At 73.1% G+C, this 16989-nt stretch carries 14 protein-coding genes; 7 read left to right on the top strand and 7 right to left on the bottom strand.

What is annotated here, in order from left to right; all coding sequences use genetic code 11:
* The first annotated feature begins 66 nt into the window (after positions 1 to 66).
* The 6 genes from TU30_RS16260 to rfbC all read left to right on the top strand — a co-directional run bounded on the left by TU30_RS16260 (position 67) and on the right by rfbC (position 7049).
* Positions 67 to 1077, top strand: a complete 1011-nt coding sequence (locus TU30_RS16260; RefSeq protein WP_370626660.1) for an AAA family ATPase — start codon at positions 67 to 69, stop codon at positions 1075 to 1077.
* A gap of 5 nt (positions 1078 to 1082) precedes the next feature.
* Complete coding sequence (locus TU30_RS16255; protein WP_078878321.1) at positions 1083 to 2285, top strand: VWA domain-containing protein; 1203 nt, start codon at positions 1083 to 1085, stop codon at positions 2283 to 2285.
* Positions 2278 to 3387 carry an XdhC family protein gene (locus TU30_RS16250; RefSeq protein ID WP_042170766.1) on the top strand — a complete coding sequence of 370 codons (1110 nt, stop codon included), beginning with the start codon at positions 2278 to 2280 and terminating at the stop codon, positions 3385 to 3387. The genes TU30_RS16255 and TU30_RS16250 overlap by 8 nt, the downstream gene beginning before the upstream one ends.
* A 41-nt stretch (positions 3388 to 3428) precedes the next feature.
* Positions 3429 to 4136, top strand: a complete 708-nt coding sequence (locus TU30_RS16245; RefSeq protein ID WP_042170446.1) for an SRPBCC family protein — start codon at positions 3429 to 3431, stop codon at positions 4134 to 4136.
* Positions 4137 to 4499: 363 nt separating this feature from the next.
* Positions 4500 to 6437 (top strand): glycosyltransferase family 2 protein, encoded by a 1938-nt coding sequence (locus TU30_RS16240; RefSeq protein ID WP_042170443.1) that lies wholly within the window; start codon positions 4500 to 4502, stop codon positions 6435 to 6437.
* A 3-nt stretch (positions 6438 to 6440) separates the two neighbouring features.
* Positions 6441 to 7049, top strand: coding sequence for a dTDP-4-dehydrorhamnose 3,5-epimerase (rfbC, locus tag TU30_RS16235; RefSeq protein ID WP_042170441.1), 609 nt, complete (start codon positions 6441 to 6443; stop codon positions 7047 to 7049).
* Here rfbC and TU30_RS16230 read toward each other — a convergent pair.
* The 6 genes from TU30_RS16230 to TU30_RS16205 all read right to left on the bottom strand — a co-directional run bounded on the left by TU30_RS16230 (position 7039) and on the right by TU30_RS16205 (position 15062).
* Positions 7039 to 7842, bottom strand: a complete 804-nt coding sequence (locus tag TU30_RS16230) for a methyltransferase type 11 (protein ID WP_042170439.1) — start codon at positions 7840 to 7842, stop codon at positions 7039 to 7041. The genes rfbC and TU30_RS16230 overlap by 11 nt on opposite strands.
* The gene (gene rfbD, locus TU30_RS16225) at positions 7829 to 8716 is read right to left on the bottom strand and encodes a dTDP-4-dehydrorhamnose reductase (protein ID WP_042170435.1); all 888 of its coding nucleotides are present in this window, start codon (positions 8714 to 8716) and stop codon (positions 7829 to 7831) included. Before rfbD ends, TU30_RS16230 begins: the two co-directional genes overlap by 14 nt.
* The gene (gene rfbB, locus TU30_RS16220) at positions 8713 to 9702 is read right to left on the bottom strand and encodes a dTDP-glucose 4,6-dehydratase (RefSeq protein ID WP_042170432.1); all 990 of its coding nucleotides are present in this window, start codon (positions 9700 to 9702) and stop codon (positions 8713 to 8715) included. Before rfbB ends, rfbD begins: the two co-directional genes overlap by 4 nt.
* Positions 9699 to 10766, bottom strand: coding sequence for a glucose-1-phosphate thymidylyltransferase (locus TU30_RS16215; RefSeq protein ID WP_042170428.1), 1068 nt, complete (start codon positions 10764 to 10766; stop codon positions 9699 to 9701). Before TU30_RS16215 ends, rfbB begins: the two co-directional genes overlap by 4 nt.
* A gap of 350 nt (positions 10767 to 11116) precedes the next feature.
* The gene (locus tag TU30_RS16210) at positions 11117 to 13570 is read right to left on the bottom strand and encodes a SpoIIE family protein phosphatase (protein WP_042170425.1); all 2454 of its coding nucleotides are present in this window, start codon (positions 13568 to 13570) and stop codon (positions 11117 to 11119) included.
* Positions 13571 to 13775: 205 nt separating this feature from the next.
* Entirely contained in the window at positions 13776 to 15062 is a 1287-nt protein-coding gene (locus TU30_RS16205; protein WP_042170423.1) for a S1 family peptidase, read from the bottom strand.
* Between the two features lie 533 nt (positions 15063 to 15595).
* Between TU30_RS16205 and TU30_RS16200 the strand changes: the two genes are divergently transcribed.
* A complete protein-coding gene (locus TU30_RS16200) occupies positions 15596 to 16309 on the top strand; it encodes an ATP-binding cassette domain-containing protein (RefSeq protein ID WP_042170420.1) in 714 nt (237 codons plus the stop codon).
* 155 nt (positions 16310 to 16464) lie between these two features.
* Here the strand turns inward: TU30_RS16200 and TU30_RS16195 are convergent, their stop codons facing one another.
* Positions 16465 to 16899, bottom strand: coding sequence for a subtilase-type protease inhibitor (locus TU30_RS16195; RefSeq protein WP_042170418.1), 435 nt, complete (start codon positions 16897 to 16899; stop codon positions 16465 to 16467).
* Between the last annotated feature and the right edge of the window lie 90 nt (positions 16900 to 16989).

Here is a 16989-nt window from a genome sequence, read left to right as displayed (position 1 = left end):
ACAGGCCGGACGGAACCGGGCGGGACGGAACCAGGCAGGCGCGGGACAGGCCGGACGGAACCGGGCGTGAGGCGGCCCGGCGGACCGGGACCGGGCGGGCCGGGCAAGGTGGGTGCCGGACCGGTTCCGGGCCCGGGGACGACCGGACCGCGTGCCGCGGCGTCCGTACCGGGCCCGGCATCGGGCAGGCCGGACCAGGAGGCTTTCGGGCCGGACGAGGTGCGGGCCCGGCTGGAGGCGACGGGGTATCTCGTCGACGACGGGCTGGCCATCGCCTGCTTTCTCGCGCTGAAGCTGCACCGGCCGGTCTTCTGCGAGGGCGATCCGGGCGTCGGCAAGACCGCGCTGGCGACCGCCCTCGCCCAGGCACTGGACGCCTCGCTCATCCGGCTCCAGTGCCACGAGGGCATCGATGCCTCCCAGGCTCTCTACGACTGGGACTTTCCCCGTCAGCTGCTGCATCTGCGGGCCGCCGAGGCGGCCGGGATCACGGACGCCGACCGCCTCGAGGGCGATCTGTACGACCGCCGTTTCCTGATCACCCGGCCCCTGCTGCGGGCCCTCGAGACACAGCCGTGCGTGCTGCTCGTCGACGAGATCGACCGTGCCGACGACGAGTTCGAGGCCTTCCTGCTGGAGCTGCTGTCGGAGTTCTCGGTGACGATCCCGGAGCTGGGCACCGTACGGGCAAAGGTGCCGCCGGTGGTCGTGCTGACCTCGAACCGCACCCGGGAGGTGCACGACGCGCTCAAGCGGCGTTGCCTGTACCACTGGTTCGGCCATCCGGACTTCGCCCGCGAGCTGGCCATCGTCCGACGCCGGCTGCCCGGGGTGTCGGCGCGGCTGGCCGAGCAGGTGACCGCACTGGTGCAGGCGCTGCGCGCGCAGGATCTGCTCAAGCCGCCGGGGGTGGCCGAGACGATCGACTGGGCGCAGGCCCTGGACGCGCTCGGGGCCGACGAGGTCGACGCGGACCTCGCCGTGGCCACGCTCGGCTCCGCCCTGAAGTACCGGGAGGACACCGAGCGGGCCCGCGGACTCGACCTGGCGGCGGTGCTCGCCGCACGAGGGAGGTGACGGACGTGACCGGCACGGCGGACGGAGCGCGCGAAGCGGTCGCCGTGCTCCTCGGATTCGCCCGTGTCCTGCGCGCGGCGGGCGTCGACGCGAGCGCAGAGCGGGTGCACGCCTTCCTGCGCGCGGTGGACGCCCTGCGGCCCGGGGCGCGGACGGATGTGTACTGGGCGGGGCGGCTGACACTGTGCTCCGGCCGGGACGATCTGGAGCGCTACGAGCGGGTCTTCGCCGCGTACTTCGGCACCGGCGAGCCCGGCGGGCCGCCGGTGCCGGCCACGCCCCGGCCGCAGCGGCGGCTCGTGGTGCGCGACGTCGCGGGCCGCCGGGCGGCCGGTACGGAGGAGGAGCGTCCGGGGCCGCCCCTGGCCGCCCGGGCCAGTTCCACCGAGACGCTTCGCCACCGCGATCTCGCGGACCTGGCCGACGGCGAGCGGGAGCAGGTGCGGCGGCTGCTGGCGGCGCTGGCCCCGTGCGGCGAGGTCCGGCGCACGGCGCGGCGCCGGCCTGCCCGGCGCGGGGACGTCGATCCGCACCGGACCGTGCGGGAACTGCTGCGGCGCGGCGGCGAACCGGCCCGGCTGCGGCGCCGGGTCCGGGCCGAACGGCCGCGGCGGCTGGTGCTGCTCGTCGATGTCAGCGGGTCGATGGCACCGTACGCGGACGCGCTGCTGCGCTTCGCGCACGCCGCCGTACGCGGCCGGACGGCGGAGGTGTTCACGATCGGCACCCGGCTGACCCGGGTGACCCGGGAGCTGTCCCACCGGGATCCCGGTCCGGCTCTGAACGCGGCCTGGGCCGCGGTGCCCGACTGGCGCGGCGGGACCCGGCTCGGTGAGCTGCTGCGGGAGTTCCTCGACCGCTGGGGGCAGCGGGGCATGGCCCGTGGCGCCGTGGTGGTGCTGATGTCGGACGGCTGGGAGCGCGGCGACCCCGAACTCCTCGCGGCTCAGATGCGCCGCCTGCACCGGCTGGCCCACCGGGTGATCTGGGCCAATCCGCTCAAGGCGCGTCCCGGTTACGCGCCGCTGGCCGCGGGGATGGCGGCGGCGCTGCCGAGCGTGGACGTGTTCGTCGAGGGCCACAGCCTGGCCGCCCTGGAGAACCTGGCGACGGTGGTGCGGGGTGCCTCGCCCCACGATGCCGCCTCCCCCGGCCGGGCCGTCCCCGGCCCGTCCGCCGCACCCCGGGGAGGAGCCCACCGTGCGTGACATCCTTCCGGCGCTCACCCGCTGGTACGCCGCGGGCCGGCCGTTCGGCCTCGCCGGCGTGGTCGGTACCAGCCGCAGCGCACCGCGCGACCCGGGAGCGGCGATGGCCGTGGGGCCGAACGACGAGGTGGTGGGCAGTGTGTCCGGGGGGTGTGTCGAGGGGGCGGTGTTCGAGCTGGCGCGGGAGGTCGTCGCCGACGGCGAGGCCCGCCTGGAGACCTTCGGCTACAGCGACGACGACGCCTTCGCGGTCGGCCTGACCTGCGGCGGCGAGATCACCCTGCTCGTGCGCCCGGTGACGCCGGAGCGGGATCCGGCGTTCGGCGCCGTCGCGGAGTCGGTCGCCGCGGGCGAACCGGTGACCGTGGCGACGGTGACCGACGGTCCCGCGCCGCGCGGGGCGACGCTCGCCGTGTGGTCCGGCAGGCTCTCGGGCTCCCTGGGGACGGCCGGCCTGGACGCGGCGGTCGCCGCCGACGCACGCGGTGAACTCGCCCTCGGTGCCACGGGTCTGCGTCACTACGGGCCCCGGGGGCAGCGCCGTGAGGACGCGGTGGAGGTGTTCCTTCAGTCCTTCGCGCCGCCACCGCGCATGCTGGTCTTCGGCGCGATCGACTACGCGGCGGCCGTGGCACGGATCGGGGGCTTCCTCGGCTACCGCGTCACCGTCTGCGACGCCCGCCCGGTGTTCACCACGCCCCGTCGTTTCCCTGAGGGCGTCGAGGTGGTCGTGGACTGGCCGCACCGTTATCTGCAGGGCACGGAGACCGACGAGCGCACGGTGATCTGTGTCCTCACCCACGATCCGAAGTTCGACGTGCCGCTGCTCCAGGAGGCGCTGCGCCGGCCGGCCGCCTGCATCGGCGCGATGGGCAGCCGCCGCACCCACACGGAGCGGCGGGACCGGCTGGTGGAGAGCGGGCTCACCGGGGCCGAGATGTCCCGGCTGCGCTCACCGGTCGGGCTCGACCTGGGGGCCCGTACCCCCGAGGAGGTGGCGGTGTCGGTGGCCGCCGAGATCGTCGCGCTGCGCTGGGGCGGCACGGGCGCACCGCTGTCCGTGACCGAGGGCGCGGTCCATCCGCCCGCACCCGCGCCCTGAGCGCCCCCTGTCCCCGAGAACCGAGCCGCGAGGTGGAAGCCATGGAGCTGCATCACGAGTTCACCGTTCCCGTCCCGGTCGACGACGCCTGGCCGGCGCTCCTCGACATCGAACGGATCGCGCCGTGTCTGCCGGGGGCGACCGTCGAGGAGTACGACGGCGAGGCGGTGACCGGCTCGGTGAAGGTCAAGGTGGGCCCGGTCACCGTGACCTACCGGGGCACGGCCGTCTTCGAGGAACGGGACGGAACGGCACACCGGATGGTGCTGGTGGCCAGTGGCCGGGAGACCCGGGGCCAGGGTACCGCGCGGGCGACCGTCACGGCGACGCTCGGCGAGCGGGACGGCGGCACGGCGGTGTCCGTGCGCACCGATCTCACCGTGACCGGGCGGCCGGCCCAGTTCGGCCGCGGGGTGCTGGCGGACGTCGGCGAGCAGATCATCGGCCGGTTCGCCGCCTGCCTGTCCGAACAGCTGACGCAGCCGGCCGGCGCGGCCGAAGAGGCGGCCGCGGCTGATACGACCGGTACGGCCGGCACAGCGGGGACGGCCGGTGCCTCGGGGGCGGCCGAGGCTGTCACGACCGGTGCGGCGCAGCCCCTCCGGCACACCGGGGCCCCGCAGGACGAGCCCCTCGACCTGCTGCGCGCCGCTGGTCTGCCGGTCGCCGAGCGGGCCGCCGCGGTGCTCGCGGGCGCGGCGGTGGTGGGCCTGCTGGTGGCGCGGATCTGCAGGCGACGGCGGACCTGACACCGGGACCGACAAAGGGGCGGAAAAGGGGCGTGTGAACCGTGCCGGTTCGGGTAGTGGGCCTCATGACACCTCCGATCGCGGAAGGAGGTCCGTGAAGAGCGAATCCGTTCGCAGCGTCCGGACCGCTTCCACCGACACGAAGCGGTCCGGCCCTCCGCGCGCCGGCGCACCGGCCCTTACCTGACCAACCATCAAGCGCCCCTCGCGGCAAGCGGATCACCCCTACGTGTGAGGGGTGATCACGGCACGGTCTCGACGGCGTCCGGAAGACGGGACCCAGGTGGCCACGGGGTTACGATCGGGCAACGCGCACCAAGCCGCCCGTTCGACGGCAAGCGACCCGAAGGGCCACAAATCCAGATGCCGGTCAAGGTCAGCGTCATCGTCCCCGTGTACAACCCGGGGGTCTACATCGAGGACTGCATCTCCTCGCTGCGACGGCAGTCCCTGCCTCCCGAGGAGTACGAGGCGGTCTTCGTCGACGACGGTTCCACCGACGGCACTCCCGCACGGCTCGACCGGCTGGCCGCCGAGGACCCGCGGATGCGGGTGATCCACCAGGAGAACTCCGGCTGGTCCGGCACACCGCGCAACGTCGGGATCGCCGCCGCCCGCGGCGAGTTCGTGATGTTCGTCGACAACGACGACTACCTGGGCGACGAGGCCCTGGAGCGGATGTACACGTACGGCGTGGCCAACGGCGCGGATGTCGTCGTCGGCAAGATGGCCGGCAAGAACCGCGGTGTGCCGGTGGAGTTGTTCCGCCGCAACCACCCGCGGGCCACGGTGGAGAACGCGCCGCTGATCGACAGCCTCACCCCGCACAAGATGTTCCGCCGGGCGTTCCTCGACGAGATCGGGCTGCGTTTCCCGGAGGGGCGGCGTCGGCTGGAGGACCACGTCTTCGTCACCGAGGCGTATCTGCGGGCGGCCAACGTCTCCGTGCTCAGCGACTACGTCTGCTACTACCACATCCGGCGTGACGACGCCTCCAACGCCGGTTTCCAGCGTTTCGATCCGGTGGGTTACTTCACCAACCTCCGCGAGGCGCTCGACGTGGTCGAGCGGTACACCGGACCCGGCCCGGTGCGTGACCGGCTGTTCCGCCGGTGGCTGCGGGTGGAGATGGTGGAACGGCTGCGTGCCCGGCGGCTGCTGGGGCTGCCGGACGACTACCGCCGGGAGTTGTTCGGCGAGATCCACAAGGTGGTCGTCGAACGGTTCGGACCTGCTGTCGCGGCCGGGCTGCAGCCGACGCAGCAGGTCGTCGCCTCGCTGACGGCGGCGGACCGGTACGACGACGTGGTGGCCTTCGCCGAGTGGGAGGCCGCCGTCGCGGCGACGGCGGCGCCGACCGGCGTGGAGTGGGAGGGCGGTTCGCTGCGTCTCGGTTTCACCGCCGAATACGCCTCCGCGGGCGCGCCGATGACGTTCCCCGCCGACGCCGTCCGCGCTCCGCTGGCCGATACGCCGAAGAACGTGGAGGAGGCGGTGGCGTGGGTCGGCGCCCAGACCGCGGCCCGCTTCACCGAGGCGACCGCCGATCTGCTGCTGCGTGAACGCTCCAGCTCCGCCCAGTACTTCCAGCCCGTGGAGTTGACCCGGGAGAAGGCCCCGGTGGACGGCGGGGAGCGGGTGCGACTGGTGCTGCGGGCGACGGCCTCGGTCGACCCCGGCGTGCTGCCGGGTGACGGGGTCTGGGACGCCGTCGTACGGGTCAGGCTCGGCGGCTGGACCAAGGAGTGCCGTCTCGGTCCGGTCCCTCGTGCCACCCGTCCGGAACCGTACGCGGGCGTCGTCGACGGCCGGGCGGTCCTGCCGTACTGGACGGAGCCGCACGGCAACCTCTCCCTGGACGTCGCGGTGAAGGGCAGGCGGCTCGGCCTCGGCCAGGTGCGGCGGCCGGACGTCACGGTCTCCGGCGCGCGGCTGCGCGCCCGGATTCCGCTGCACGCGGCGGACGGCACGCCGGTGCGGCTCCGGTTCTCCTCCGCGGGCCGGACCCTGTACGCGCCGGGCTCGCTCACCGCCGAGCCGCAGCGGCCGGGGTCGCGGCTGGAGGCGACGCTGCCCTCGGGACTCCCCCGCGGTGTCTGGCGGGTGGCACTCGACCTGGACCGGGAGGCCACCGAACCGCGTTTCTCCGGGCTGCCGTTCGCGCTCCGCGCCGGCCGGGGCGGGGTGCTGGTGGTGCAGGTTCCGCACCCCGGTGCCGGACGGAAACTGCTGCGCAGGGCACGGCGGGTGCTCGGTGCCGCCCGTGCGAGGGTGGCGCCGCTGGTCAAGGGAAGGCGGTGACCGGTGCGCGCACTGGATCTGGAGGGTGCCTGGGTATTGGAGCCCAAGGTGTTCCCGGACGACCGGGGCAGTTTCCACGAGTGGTTCCGCGGTGAGGAGTTCCGTGGGGCCACGGGCTACGACCTGTCGATCGCGCAGGCCAACTGCTCGGTGTCGCGCCGTGGGGTGCTGCGCGGGGTGCACTTCGCGGACGTGCCGCCCGGCCAGGCCAAGTATGTGACCTGTGTGCGCGGCGCGGTGCTCGACGTGGTGGTGGACCTGCGGCTGGGGTCACCGGCGTACGGGAGCTGGGAGGCCGTCCGGCTGGACGACGACAGCCGGCACGCGGTGTTCCTCGCCGAAGGGCTGGGGCACGCCTTCATGGCGCTCACCGACGACGCGACGGTGGTGTACCTGTGCTCGACGGGTTACGCGCCGGGCCGCGAGCACGGGGTGCACCCGCTCGACCCGGCCCTGGGCATCGAGTGGCCGCAGGGCATCGACCCGGTGCTGTCGCCGAAGGACGAGCAGGCGCCGACGCTGGCCGAGGCGGAGCGCCTCGGCCTGCTGCCGTCGTACGAGGCCTGCCGCGCACGCTCGAAGGAACTGCGCGGCAGGGGGCTCAGCGGCTGACGCCGACCTGGTCGAGCGCGCGGCGCAGGGGCTCCCAGCCCAGGCGCCGCGGCAGGCCGCGGTTGCGGGCCTGGGCGAGCGGGCGCCAGAAGCCGGCCTCGATCAGTGCCTCGGGCGGCACCGCGCCGGCCCGCTCCAGGATCGTCTCGGGCACCTTCTGCGGGTCGGGAACCTTGTACTCGGCCATGATTTCGTCGTACTTGTCGTGCAGCACGGTGTTGTCCGGGTCGGCGCCGAAGATCACGAGCTGGCCGGTGGGCTGGGTGTCGACGAGAATCGTCACCAGGTCGGGGCGGTGGCGCGCCAGTACCTCGGTGATCTTGTAGACGTCGCCGGTCCAGGCCGTGGTGTGGCGGTCCCGGGCCGCCTCGTCGACGCTGCGCGGCAGCATGTCGTCGAGGACGATCACGCTGGCCCAGTCGGAGTGCTTCTCGACGTTCATGAGGTCGCGCAGGGCGTACTCGAACAGGTGCATGCCGTCGATGAAGGACAGGTCGAGTGTGGTGCGCCGCCAGTGCCCGACGGGACTGCGGCCCCGGCGGAGGTTGCGCAGCGGGTGCCGGCCGCCCTTGAGGTGGGCCAGCGGGTTGTCACGGACGAAGAAGTCGTCGCTGGTGGCCTTGACCAGGTGGACGTCGCACTTCAGTTCCGAGACGACCTTGAAGGCGGGGTCGACCGCGATGCTGGGGACGCGTGACAGGCGCAGGCTGCGGCCGTCGTTGACACCGATCTCCAGGTAGTTGCGGTTGGCGCTGACCTTGTGCAGTGCGCGCAGGAACTCATGGCGTTTCACGAAGGGGACTCTCCTTGCGGATCCGGGGCAGTGCTTCGTGCAGGGCGACGCGCCAGTCACGCGGTACCGGCAGGCCGATGTCCTGCCAGCGGTCGTGCGCGAGGACGCTGTACGCGGGGCGCGGTGCGGGCCGGGGGAAGGCCGCCGAGGTGGTGGGCCGTACCCGGTCGGGGTCGGCCCCGACCAGCTGGAACACCTCCCGGGCCAGGCCGTACCAGGTGGTCTCGCCGGAATTGGTGGCGTGCAGGACGCCGTGCACGTCGTCGCCGAGGCGGGGGCCGAGGTCGGCCATGCGTGCGGCGACGTCCGCGCTCCAGGTGGGTTGCCCGCGCTGGTCGTCGACGACGTCGACGGTGGGGCGGCGGGCCTCGAGACCGATCATCGTCCGCACGAAGCTGGTGCCGTGGACCCCGTACAGCCAGGCGGTGCGCACGACGGCGCTCGCGCCGGGCAGCTCCTCCAGCACGGCCCGTTCTCCGGCCAGCTTGGAGCGGCCGTAGGCGGTGCGCGGGGCGGTCGGGTGGTCCTCGGGACAGGGGGTGGTGCGGGCCTCGCCGGAGAAGACGTAGTCGGTGGAGACGTGGATCAGCCGGGCGCCGTGCGCGGCGCAGGCACGGGCGAGCAGGCGGGGTCCGTCGCCGTTGACCCGGGTGGCTTGTTCCTCGTCGGTCTCGGCGTCGTCGACGGCGGTGTACGCGGCGCAGTTGACCACGATGCCGGGGCGGTGCTCGGACAGGGCGTGCTCGAGCGCCTCGGCCCGGGTGATGTCGAGGGCGGCCCGGTCGAGGCCGGTCACCTGTTCACCGCGCCGGGCCAGTTCGTCGACCGTGTCCCGGCCGAGCATCCCGCCCGCGCCGGTGACCAGCCATCTCATGCCTTTCCTCCGGTGACGCACTGCTTGAGCGGCTCCCACCAGGTGCGGTGGTCCCGGTACCACGCGACGGTCTCGGCGAGGCCGGCGGTGAAGTCGTGGCGGGGGTGGTAGCCGAGTTCGTCGCGGGCCTTGGTCCAGTCGACGGAGTAGCGCAGGTCGTGGCCCTTGCGGTCCTCGACGTGCTCGACCCGGTCCCAGCCGGCGCCGCAGGCTTCGAGGAGGAGGCCGGTGAGGTCCTTGTTGGTGAGTTCGGTGCCGCCGCCGATGTTGTAGACCTCGCCGGCCCGGCCCCTGGTCCGCACGAGGTCGATGCCCGCGCAGTGGTCGTCGACGTACAGCCAGTCACGGACGTTGAGGCCGTCGCCGTAGAGCGGGACCTTCGCGCCGTCGAGGAGGCTGGTGACGAAGAGCGGAATGACCTTCTCGGGGAACTGGTGCGGGCCGTAGTTGTTGGAGCAGCGGGTGACGCGGACGTCCAGGCCGTGGGTGCGGTGGCAGGCGAGGGCGAGCAGGTCGGAGGAGGCCTTGGAGGCGGAGTACGGGGAGCTGGGTTCGAGCGGGTACGTCTCGGTCGCCGAGCCCGACGCGATCGACCCGTACACCTCGTCGGTGGAGACGTGCACGAAGGTGTTCACGTCGTGGCGCAGGGCTGCGTCGAGGAGGATCTGGGTGCCGAGCACATTGGTGAGGACGAAGTCGGAGGCGGTGAGGATGGAGCGGTCGACGTGCGACTCGGCGGCGAAGTGGACCACCTGGTCCGCCTCGGCGGTGAGTTTGCCGACGAGGTCGGCGTCGCGGATGTCTCCGCGGACGAAATCGAGTCGGGGGTGCTCGAGTGGGAGGTTGTCGAGGGTGCCGGCGTAGGTGAGCGCGTCCAGCACGGTGATCCTCGGCGCATCGGCGGCGTCGGGCGCGTCGGCGGCGAGCAGCCTGCGGACGTAACGGGAGCCGATGAAGCCGGCGGCTCCGGTGACGAGAAGGTTCATGAGTGGATCTGCACCTTGCTGTGGTCTCCGAGGACGAATCGGTGGGCGCTGGGAACGCTGGGGGCCGGGGTCACCTCGACATGGCGGCCGATCAGTGAGGACTCGATGCGGCGGACGCCGTCGATCGAGGAGTCCCGCAGCACGATGGAGAATTCGAGTTCGCTGTCGGTGATCCGGCAGTTCTCCGCGACGGAGGTGAAGGGCCCGACGTAGGAGTCGCTGACGACCGTGCCGGAGGCGATGACGGCGGGGCCGACGACGCGCGAGTTGGTGATCCGGGCCCCTTCCTCCACGACCACCCGGCCGATGGTCTCGGAGGCGTCGTCCACTTCGCCGTCGATCCGGCGCTCGACGCCTTCGAGGACGGACCGGTTGACCTCCAGCATGTCGACGACGTTGCCCGTGTCCTTCCAGTAGCCGTGGACGACCGTGCAGCGCACCTCGGCGCGGGAGTCGATCAGGTGCTGGATGGCGTGGGTGATCTCGAGTTCGCCGCGCCAGGAGGGCTTGACCGCGCGCACCGCGTCGTGGATGGCGGGGGTGAAGAGGTAGACGCCGACGAGGGCGAGGTCGCTCTTGGGACGCTCGGGTTTCTCCTCGAGGCCGATCACCTGTCCGTCCGCGTCGAGTTCGGCGACGCCGAAGGAGCGGGGGTCGGCGACCTGGGTGAGCAGGATCTGGGCGTCGGGCCGGTGCCGGCGGAACTCGTCGACGAGTCCGCTGATGCCGCCGACGATGAAGTTGTCGCCGAGGTACATCACGAAGTCGTCGTCGCCGAGCCAGTCGCGGGCGATCAGCACCGCGTGGGCCAGCCCCAGAGGGCGTTCCTGGGGGATGTAGGTGATGCGCAGGCCGAACTTCGATCCGTCTCCCACCGCGTCCTCGATCTCCTCGGCCGTGTCGCCGACGATCATTCCGACGTCGGTGATGCCGGCGTCCGCGATCGATTCCAGCCCGTAGAAGAGCACGGGCTTGTTGGCCACGGGGACCAACTGCTTCGCCGAGGTGTGGGTGATCGGCCTCAGCCGGGTGCCGGCACCGCCGGACAGCACGAGAGCCTTCATCTGCCTCACCATAGTGGTGCACGGCGCACGGAATATCACTTGTTTTAATGCTTCATGGCGAAATCCCCGGCAAGACCCGTCCAGTTGCCGTGTTTCCGGCCCATGACCGCTGATGCGCGCGCAAGGGGGACGCCCGATCCCCTGTCGGGCGTGTCGGCCCGTCCCGGCGCGGTCCGTCAACGCCCTTACACGGGCGGGGGGTTCCCGGGGTGCGGTTCGGGCAGGTCGGGTGCGGAGGTGTACCGGGCCGGTGACGGCCGGCGTGGGACGGGATCGCGGCCCGGCGGCCTGTCACCCGAAGGGATGACACCGGTGCCGGGAGTGTTGTCGACGCCCGGGACGACGCCCGCTCACCGGTGCGCGCCGAGTTCCGCCCACACCTGTTTGCCGCCGCTGACCGGCAGGGTTCCCCAGGCCGCCGACAGGGCCTCGACGAGCAGGATGCCTCGGCCGCCGGTGGCCTCCCAGCCGATGCTGCTCGGCTTGGCGGGACTGCGGGGCGAGGCGTCGGCGACCGCGAGGCGCAGCCGGTCGCCGACGAGGGTGAGGTCGAGACGGACCTGCCCCTCGGTGTGCACGAGCGCGTTGGTGACCAGCTCGGAGACGACGAGCAGGGCGGCGTCGAGGTCCTCGGTGGCGTCCCAGGAACGCAGGGTGCGCCGGGTGAAGCGGCGGGCGTGACCGACGGCCTGCGGCACCCGCCACACCGTCCAGGTCTCCCGCAGCGGCCGCAGGGTCATGCCCTCGTAGCGCATCAGGAGCAGGGCGACGTCGTCGCTGCGCGGGGCCTTGCCCAGCAGGCCGTCGGCGACCACTCCCAGGTCGGCCGGGTCGGCGGCCGCCAGCCGGCGCGCGAGGTGGTCCATGCCCTCGTCGATGTCGGCCTCGACGGTCTCGACCAGGCCGTCCGTGGTGAGGGCGACCACCGTGCCGGGCCCCAGCCTCAGCGGGCTCATCGGGAAGTCGGCCTGGGCCGTGACGCCGAGCGGCGGACCGCCCTCCACCTCCACGATCTCGGTGCTGCCGTCCGGGTGACGCAGCACCGGCGGCAGATGCCCGGCGCGTACACACCAGGCGGAGCCCTGCTCCAGGTCGACGTCGACGTAGCAGCAGGTCGCGAAGAGGTCGCTCTCCATGTCCACGAGCAGCCGGTTGGTGTGCGAGACCACCACGTCGGGCGTGTGCCCCTCGACGGCGTAGGCGCGCAGCGCGGTGCGCATCTGTCCCATGAGGGTGGCGGCGCCGGCGCTGTGGCCCTGGACGTCGCCGATGACCAGGGCGACGTGGTTGTCGGGCAGCGGGATCACGTCGTACCAGTCGCCGCCGAGCTCGAGGCCGGCGGTGCTGGGCAGGTAGCGGGCGACGGCGACCGCACCGGGCAGCCGGGGCAGGCGGCGCGGCAGCAGCTGGCGCTGGAGCATGCCGACCAGTTCGTGCTCGGCGTCGAAGGCGCGGGCCCGCATGAGGGCCTGTCCGGCGAGACCGGCGGCGGCGGTGAGCAGGGCGCGCTCATCCGCGCCGAAGTCGTGCGGGGTGTCCCAGCCGATGAGGCAGGCACCGGCCGTCCGGTTGCCGGCGGACAGCGGCAGCATGGCGAGACCACCCGGTCCGACCTCGGCGAGGGAGGTCTCCAGAGCGCTGCCCGCGGGCCATATCCGGGCCCGGCCCTCGCGCAGGACGGCAGCGAGCGTGGGCATGGTGCGCACGGGCGCCTCGGGCCATTCGGTACGCCACTCGGCGCGCCACAGGTCCGGCCAGGCGTCCGGTTCCGGCGGGTCGAGGACGGTGACGACGAGCCGGTCGCTCTCCAGTTCGGCAACCGCGATCCGGTCGGCCCTCAGTGGCCCGCGCAGGGCCGCGACCACGGCCTTGCCCACATCGCGGACCGTCACCGCGGTGGTGAGTGCGGTGGCCAGGCGCTGTACCCGGGCCACGTCGGTGACGTCGGCACGCAGGGTGGAGGCGTCGGCGACGGAGCCCACCAGGCGGGCCGGACGGCCCTCACCGCCCGGCAGCAGTCGGCCGCGCAGTCTGAGCCACTTCGGCGGGCCGGCGGGCTGTACGACCCGGAACTCCAGTTCGCGCTCGCCGATGGTCATGTGGTCGGACTCGACGACCGACATCACGGAGGGCAGGTCCTCCGGAACGGTCCGGCCCACGAGGGTCTCGACGCGTCCGTCGAAGTCGTCCGGACCGAGGCCGAAGAGGTCCAGGATGTCGTTGCCCACCCGGACCCGTCCGGTGTCCATGGCGAGGACGAAGGCATCCGGTGCGGGGTCCCCGCCGCCGTCGGGCGCCGGCTGCCGCCCGGGAAGGGCGACCGCGTCGGTGACGAGTCCGAGGCAGACGCGGTCGTCGGTGTCGAAGCCGCCGGGGCGCTCGCTGACGGCGAGCAGACAGCCACCGGAGTCGTGGCGCACGGGCAGCGCGGCGAGGGAGAAGTCACGGGCCGGGACGCGCCGTGCCTGGGCCTGGGCGGCGAGTTCCTCGGGGCCGAGCCACACCGGCCGCCGCCCGCGTACCGCGTCGGCGGCCGGGGAGTGCCCGGCGGCGGAATAGCTGTCCCGCACCCCGCACAGGGCCCGCGGGATCCCGGCCGACTCCACCAGGCGCAGTTGCTCGCCGTCTCCGCTGGGCGTGTACACGGCGACGAAGGCGGCGCCGGCGAAGACCAGGGCCTGCTCCAGGACCCGGCGCACCCGGTCCGGCGACTCCGGCTCGGCAGCGATCGTCGCGAGGGCGCCTTCCGCACGCAACGTTCTCGTGCTGCGTCCCGCAGCGCCCTCACCGACCACGTTGGCCATTACAGCGCTTATACGACATCTACGCAGCCCCTGCGGCATTCTCCCGCCCCTCCGGCGGAGCCGGGACAAGAGCGGACAGCACACAGCCGGGGCGCGGCTCGCGGGCCGGGCAGGCCCCGGCCCACGAGCGGGCAGGACGCGTGCTGATCCCCGCTGCCGGTGTGTCGGCGGGCCGGGGGCCCGGTGACGGTTCGGCGGGCGACGGTCAGTGGGTCTCGGCCAGGCCGTCCTCGGCGCCCTGGCCGGCGCCGTAACCGGCTCCGTCGTCCTGGCCCGCTTGCTCGCCGCCGACCTCGCCGGCCTGGTCGCCCTCGCCGCCGACCTCTTCGCCGCCTGCCTGGTCGCCGGCTGCCTGGTCGCCGGCTGCGGCGCCGCCGTCGCCGAGCGTCGCGCCGACCGCCGCCAGGGCGGTGGTGACCGGCTGGAAGAAGGTCTCGCCGCCGACCGTGCAGTCGCCGCTGCCGCCCGAGGTGAGGCCGATCGCGAGGCCGTCCTGGGTGAACATCGAGCCGCCGCTGTCGCCGGGCTCGGCACAGACGTCGGTCTGGATGAGACCGGTGACCGTGCCCTCGGGGTAGTTCACCGTGGCGTCGAGTCCGAGGACCTGGCCGTCGGCGAGCCCGGTGGTGCTGCCCATCCGGAACACCTCCTGGCCGACGGCGGCCTCGGCGGCCTCGGTGATCTGGAGCGTCTGGCCGCCCACGTCGACGTCGCTCGGCGCGTCGGTGGCCGGGTCGTCGTACCGGACGAGTGCGAAGTCACCCTCACCGGGGAAGACCGCCTGGTCGACGGTGGCGATCGGCTGTCCGTTCTGCGCGTCGGACCACTGGTCGGCCGCGACCGCGCAGTGACCGGCGGTCAGGAAGGCGGGCGCGCCGTCGTCCGCGGTGACGTTGAAGCCGAGCGAACAGCGTGCGCCTCCGGAGAAGATCGCGTCGCCGCCCGAGGCGAAGGTCCTGAAGGTGCCCGCGGACTTCTTGATGGTCGCCATGCCGGAGCCGAGGCCCTGCACGGTGGACTCCAGTCTGTCCCACTTCTCGCCGGTCACCGTGGAGTCGGCGGTGACCAGGATCTTGTTGGTGCGCGGGTCGACGGCCCACGAGGTACCGGGGATGGTGGCCCCGGACTTCAGCGTCCGCTCGCCCGCGGCCAGTTCGGCCATGCTGTTGTCGACCTCGCGGACGGTCGCGCCCGCCTTCTTCGCCTGCGCGATCACGCTGTCGTCGTCGCCGGGTACGACGTTGACGACGAGCCGCTGCCTGTCGCCGTCGTAGTAGGAGCCGGCGAACGCGTCGCCGAGGAGCCCGGCGAGCTGTGAGGCGAGGTCCGAGGCATCCGTCGCCTTGAGGGTCCTCGGCGCGGCCGCCGCGTCGTTCGACGCTCCGTCCTGCGACGCGTTGGCGCTGGGGAGCAGGATCACTGCGGCGCCGAGCGCCACCACACCGCCCACCGCGATCGCGGCCTTGCGCTTCGGAATTCGCTTGTGACTCAAACTTCTCGACCTCCTGGGGGGACCGGAGTCGTGCCGCCGTTCGGCGGCTGTCGGGGCGCCTGGATGGCTGTTGGTACGCACGGGCCCGACGGAGCGTTCAAATCCCTTTGCGGTCAGTCGGTTTGCGCCACGAAGTCGACCGGCCGGCACGCGCGGCACGGCACCCCGCCCATCCTCGGGACGGAGACACCCACCGCAGGCGACCGCATACGTTCCGTCGCCCTCCCGGCCCGGAATCCCGGCTGCGGCGAATCTGCACAGCGCACGCTCAACCCGGTCACCGCAGCGGGAAGCCGCCCACGGGCCGGCTGCCTTCTGATGCCTTTCGGGGCCGGTGTGCCGGATTTCTCCCGAGGGGTGCAAGCGGTGGGAGGGGGCGATGCGGTGCCCCCTGCGAAGAAGCCGCCACCGGGCCGTCGCCCTGTCTGCACGCCTGGGCGCGGCACGACCGCATGTTGCCTGGTGGGAGGTTTGCTCGAGTGAAGGGCCGGACCCGGGGCGTGCTTTGATCCATCGCACCGGAGGCGCGGCGGGTGCCCTTCCGGTACTCGGACGACGGTCCGCTGGTCCTCGACGACGTCTCCTTCGAGGTCCGGCCGGGCGAGTTCGTGGCGGTCGCCGACCCCAGCGGCTGCGGCAAGTCCACGTTGCTGCGGCTGCTCATCGGCTTCGAGAGGCCGCTGTCGGGAAGTGTGCCGTACGACGGTCAGGGCCTGGCCGCGCTCGACCGGTCGGCGGTACGGCGCCAGTGCGGTGTGGTGCTCCAGCACGCCCAGCCGTTCACCGGTTCCTCCTGGACGTCATCTGCGGCACCGAGCCGTACACGCCCGAGCAGGCGATGGCGGCGGCCGAGATGGCGGGGCTCGCGGAGGACATCCGGCGGATGCCGATGGGGGCTGCACACCATCGTCTCGGGCAGCGGGGCGGTCTCCGGCGGCCAGCGGCAGCGGCAGCGGCAGCGGCAGCGGCTGATGATCGCCCAGGCGCTGATCCGCCGGCCGCGCATCCTCTTCTTCGACGAGGCGACCAGTGCCCTGGACAACGAGACGCAGCGCACGGTGATCGGGAGCACCAAGGCGCTCCGGGCGACCCGGGCCGTCACCGCCCACCGGTTGTCCACCGTGATGGACGCGGACCGGGTGGTGGTGATGGAGGACGGCAGGGTGGTGCGGCAGGGCCCGCCGGACCGGCTGCTCGCCGATCCGGGCGGCCGGCTGCACGAGGTGGTGCGGCGTCAGATGACGTGACGCGTCCGGACACCCGCCCCCGGACACGCCGGAGGCCGGGGGCGGCCCCACTCCGCCCGCCGGCCTCCCTTTGCGGGGCCGCACGTTCCGCGAGGAGGTCGGCACTCCCCAGTACCCGACCGCCACGCGGTCACGGGAACCGTGCGGTCCCGGTCTCAGAACGCGAGGACGCCCGAACCGTGGGCGTTCATCACGCACTCGTTGGCGAAGGTCCGCTCGTACGAGAGCCGCTGCCCCTGCCACACCCCGTCGACGGTGACGACGACCGGGTCGTACTGATGGGTGCAGAACACGCCCTCTCTCGGCGCGAGGGCCTGCAGATCACCGTTCACCTCGGCCAGTTCCCCGCACGCGTCGGCCGCGGCCGGGTGGGTGCCGGAAGGGCCGGGGGCGCAGGTCAGGGTGACCGCGCGCTCCGGTGTGACGGCCATGGCGCTCTCCCCGTGGCCCATGCTGAGCACCAGGGCCGACGGGGCGTAGAGCGCGGACGGTGCGCTGCCCGGCGCGGCCGACGCGGCCCCGGACAGAGATGCGCAGACGGCTGCGGCGGTCAGGCCGATGGTGGTGGCCCAGCGCGCGGTGTTCCGCATTGTGTGCATCCTTCCGCTCGTTTCGACGAGTCGCCGGCCCGTGCTCGGTGGTGCCGGACCGGCGAGCGGGAGTCTGCCGAGTCCGCCGCG

It is taken from the genome of Streptomyces sp. NBRC 110035, assembly GCF_000829695.1.
GTDB lineage: Bacteria > Actinomycetota > Actinomycetes > Streptomycetales > Streptomycetaceae > Streptomyces.
Note: the sequence above shows the minus strand (reverse complement) of the source record. Positions and strands in the feature narration are given on the sequence as shown.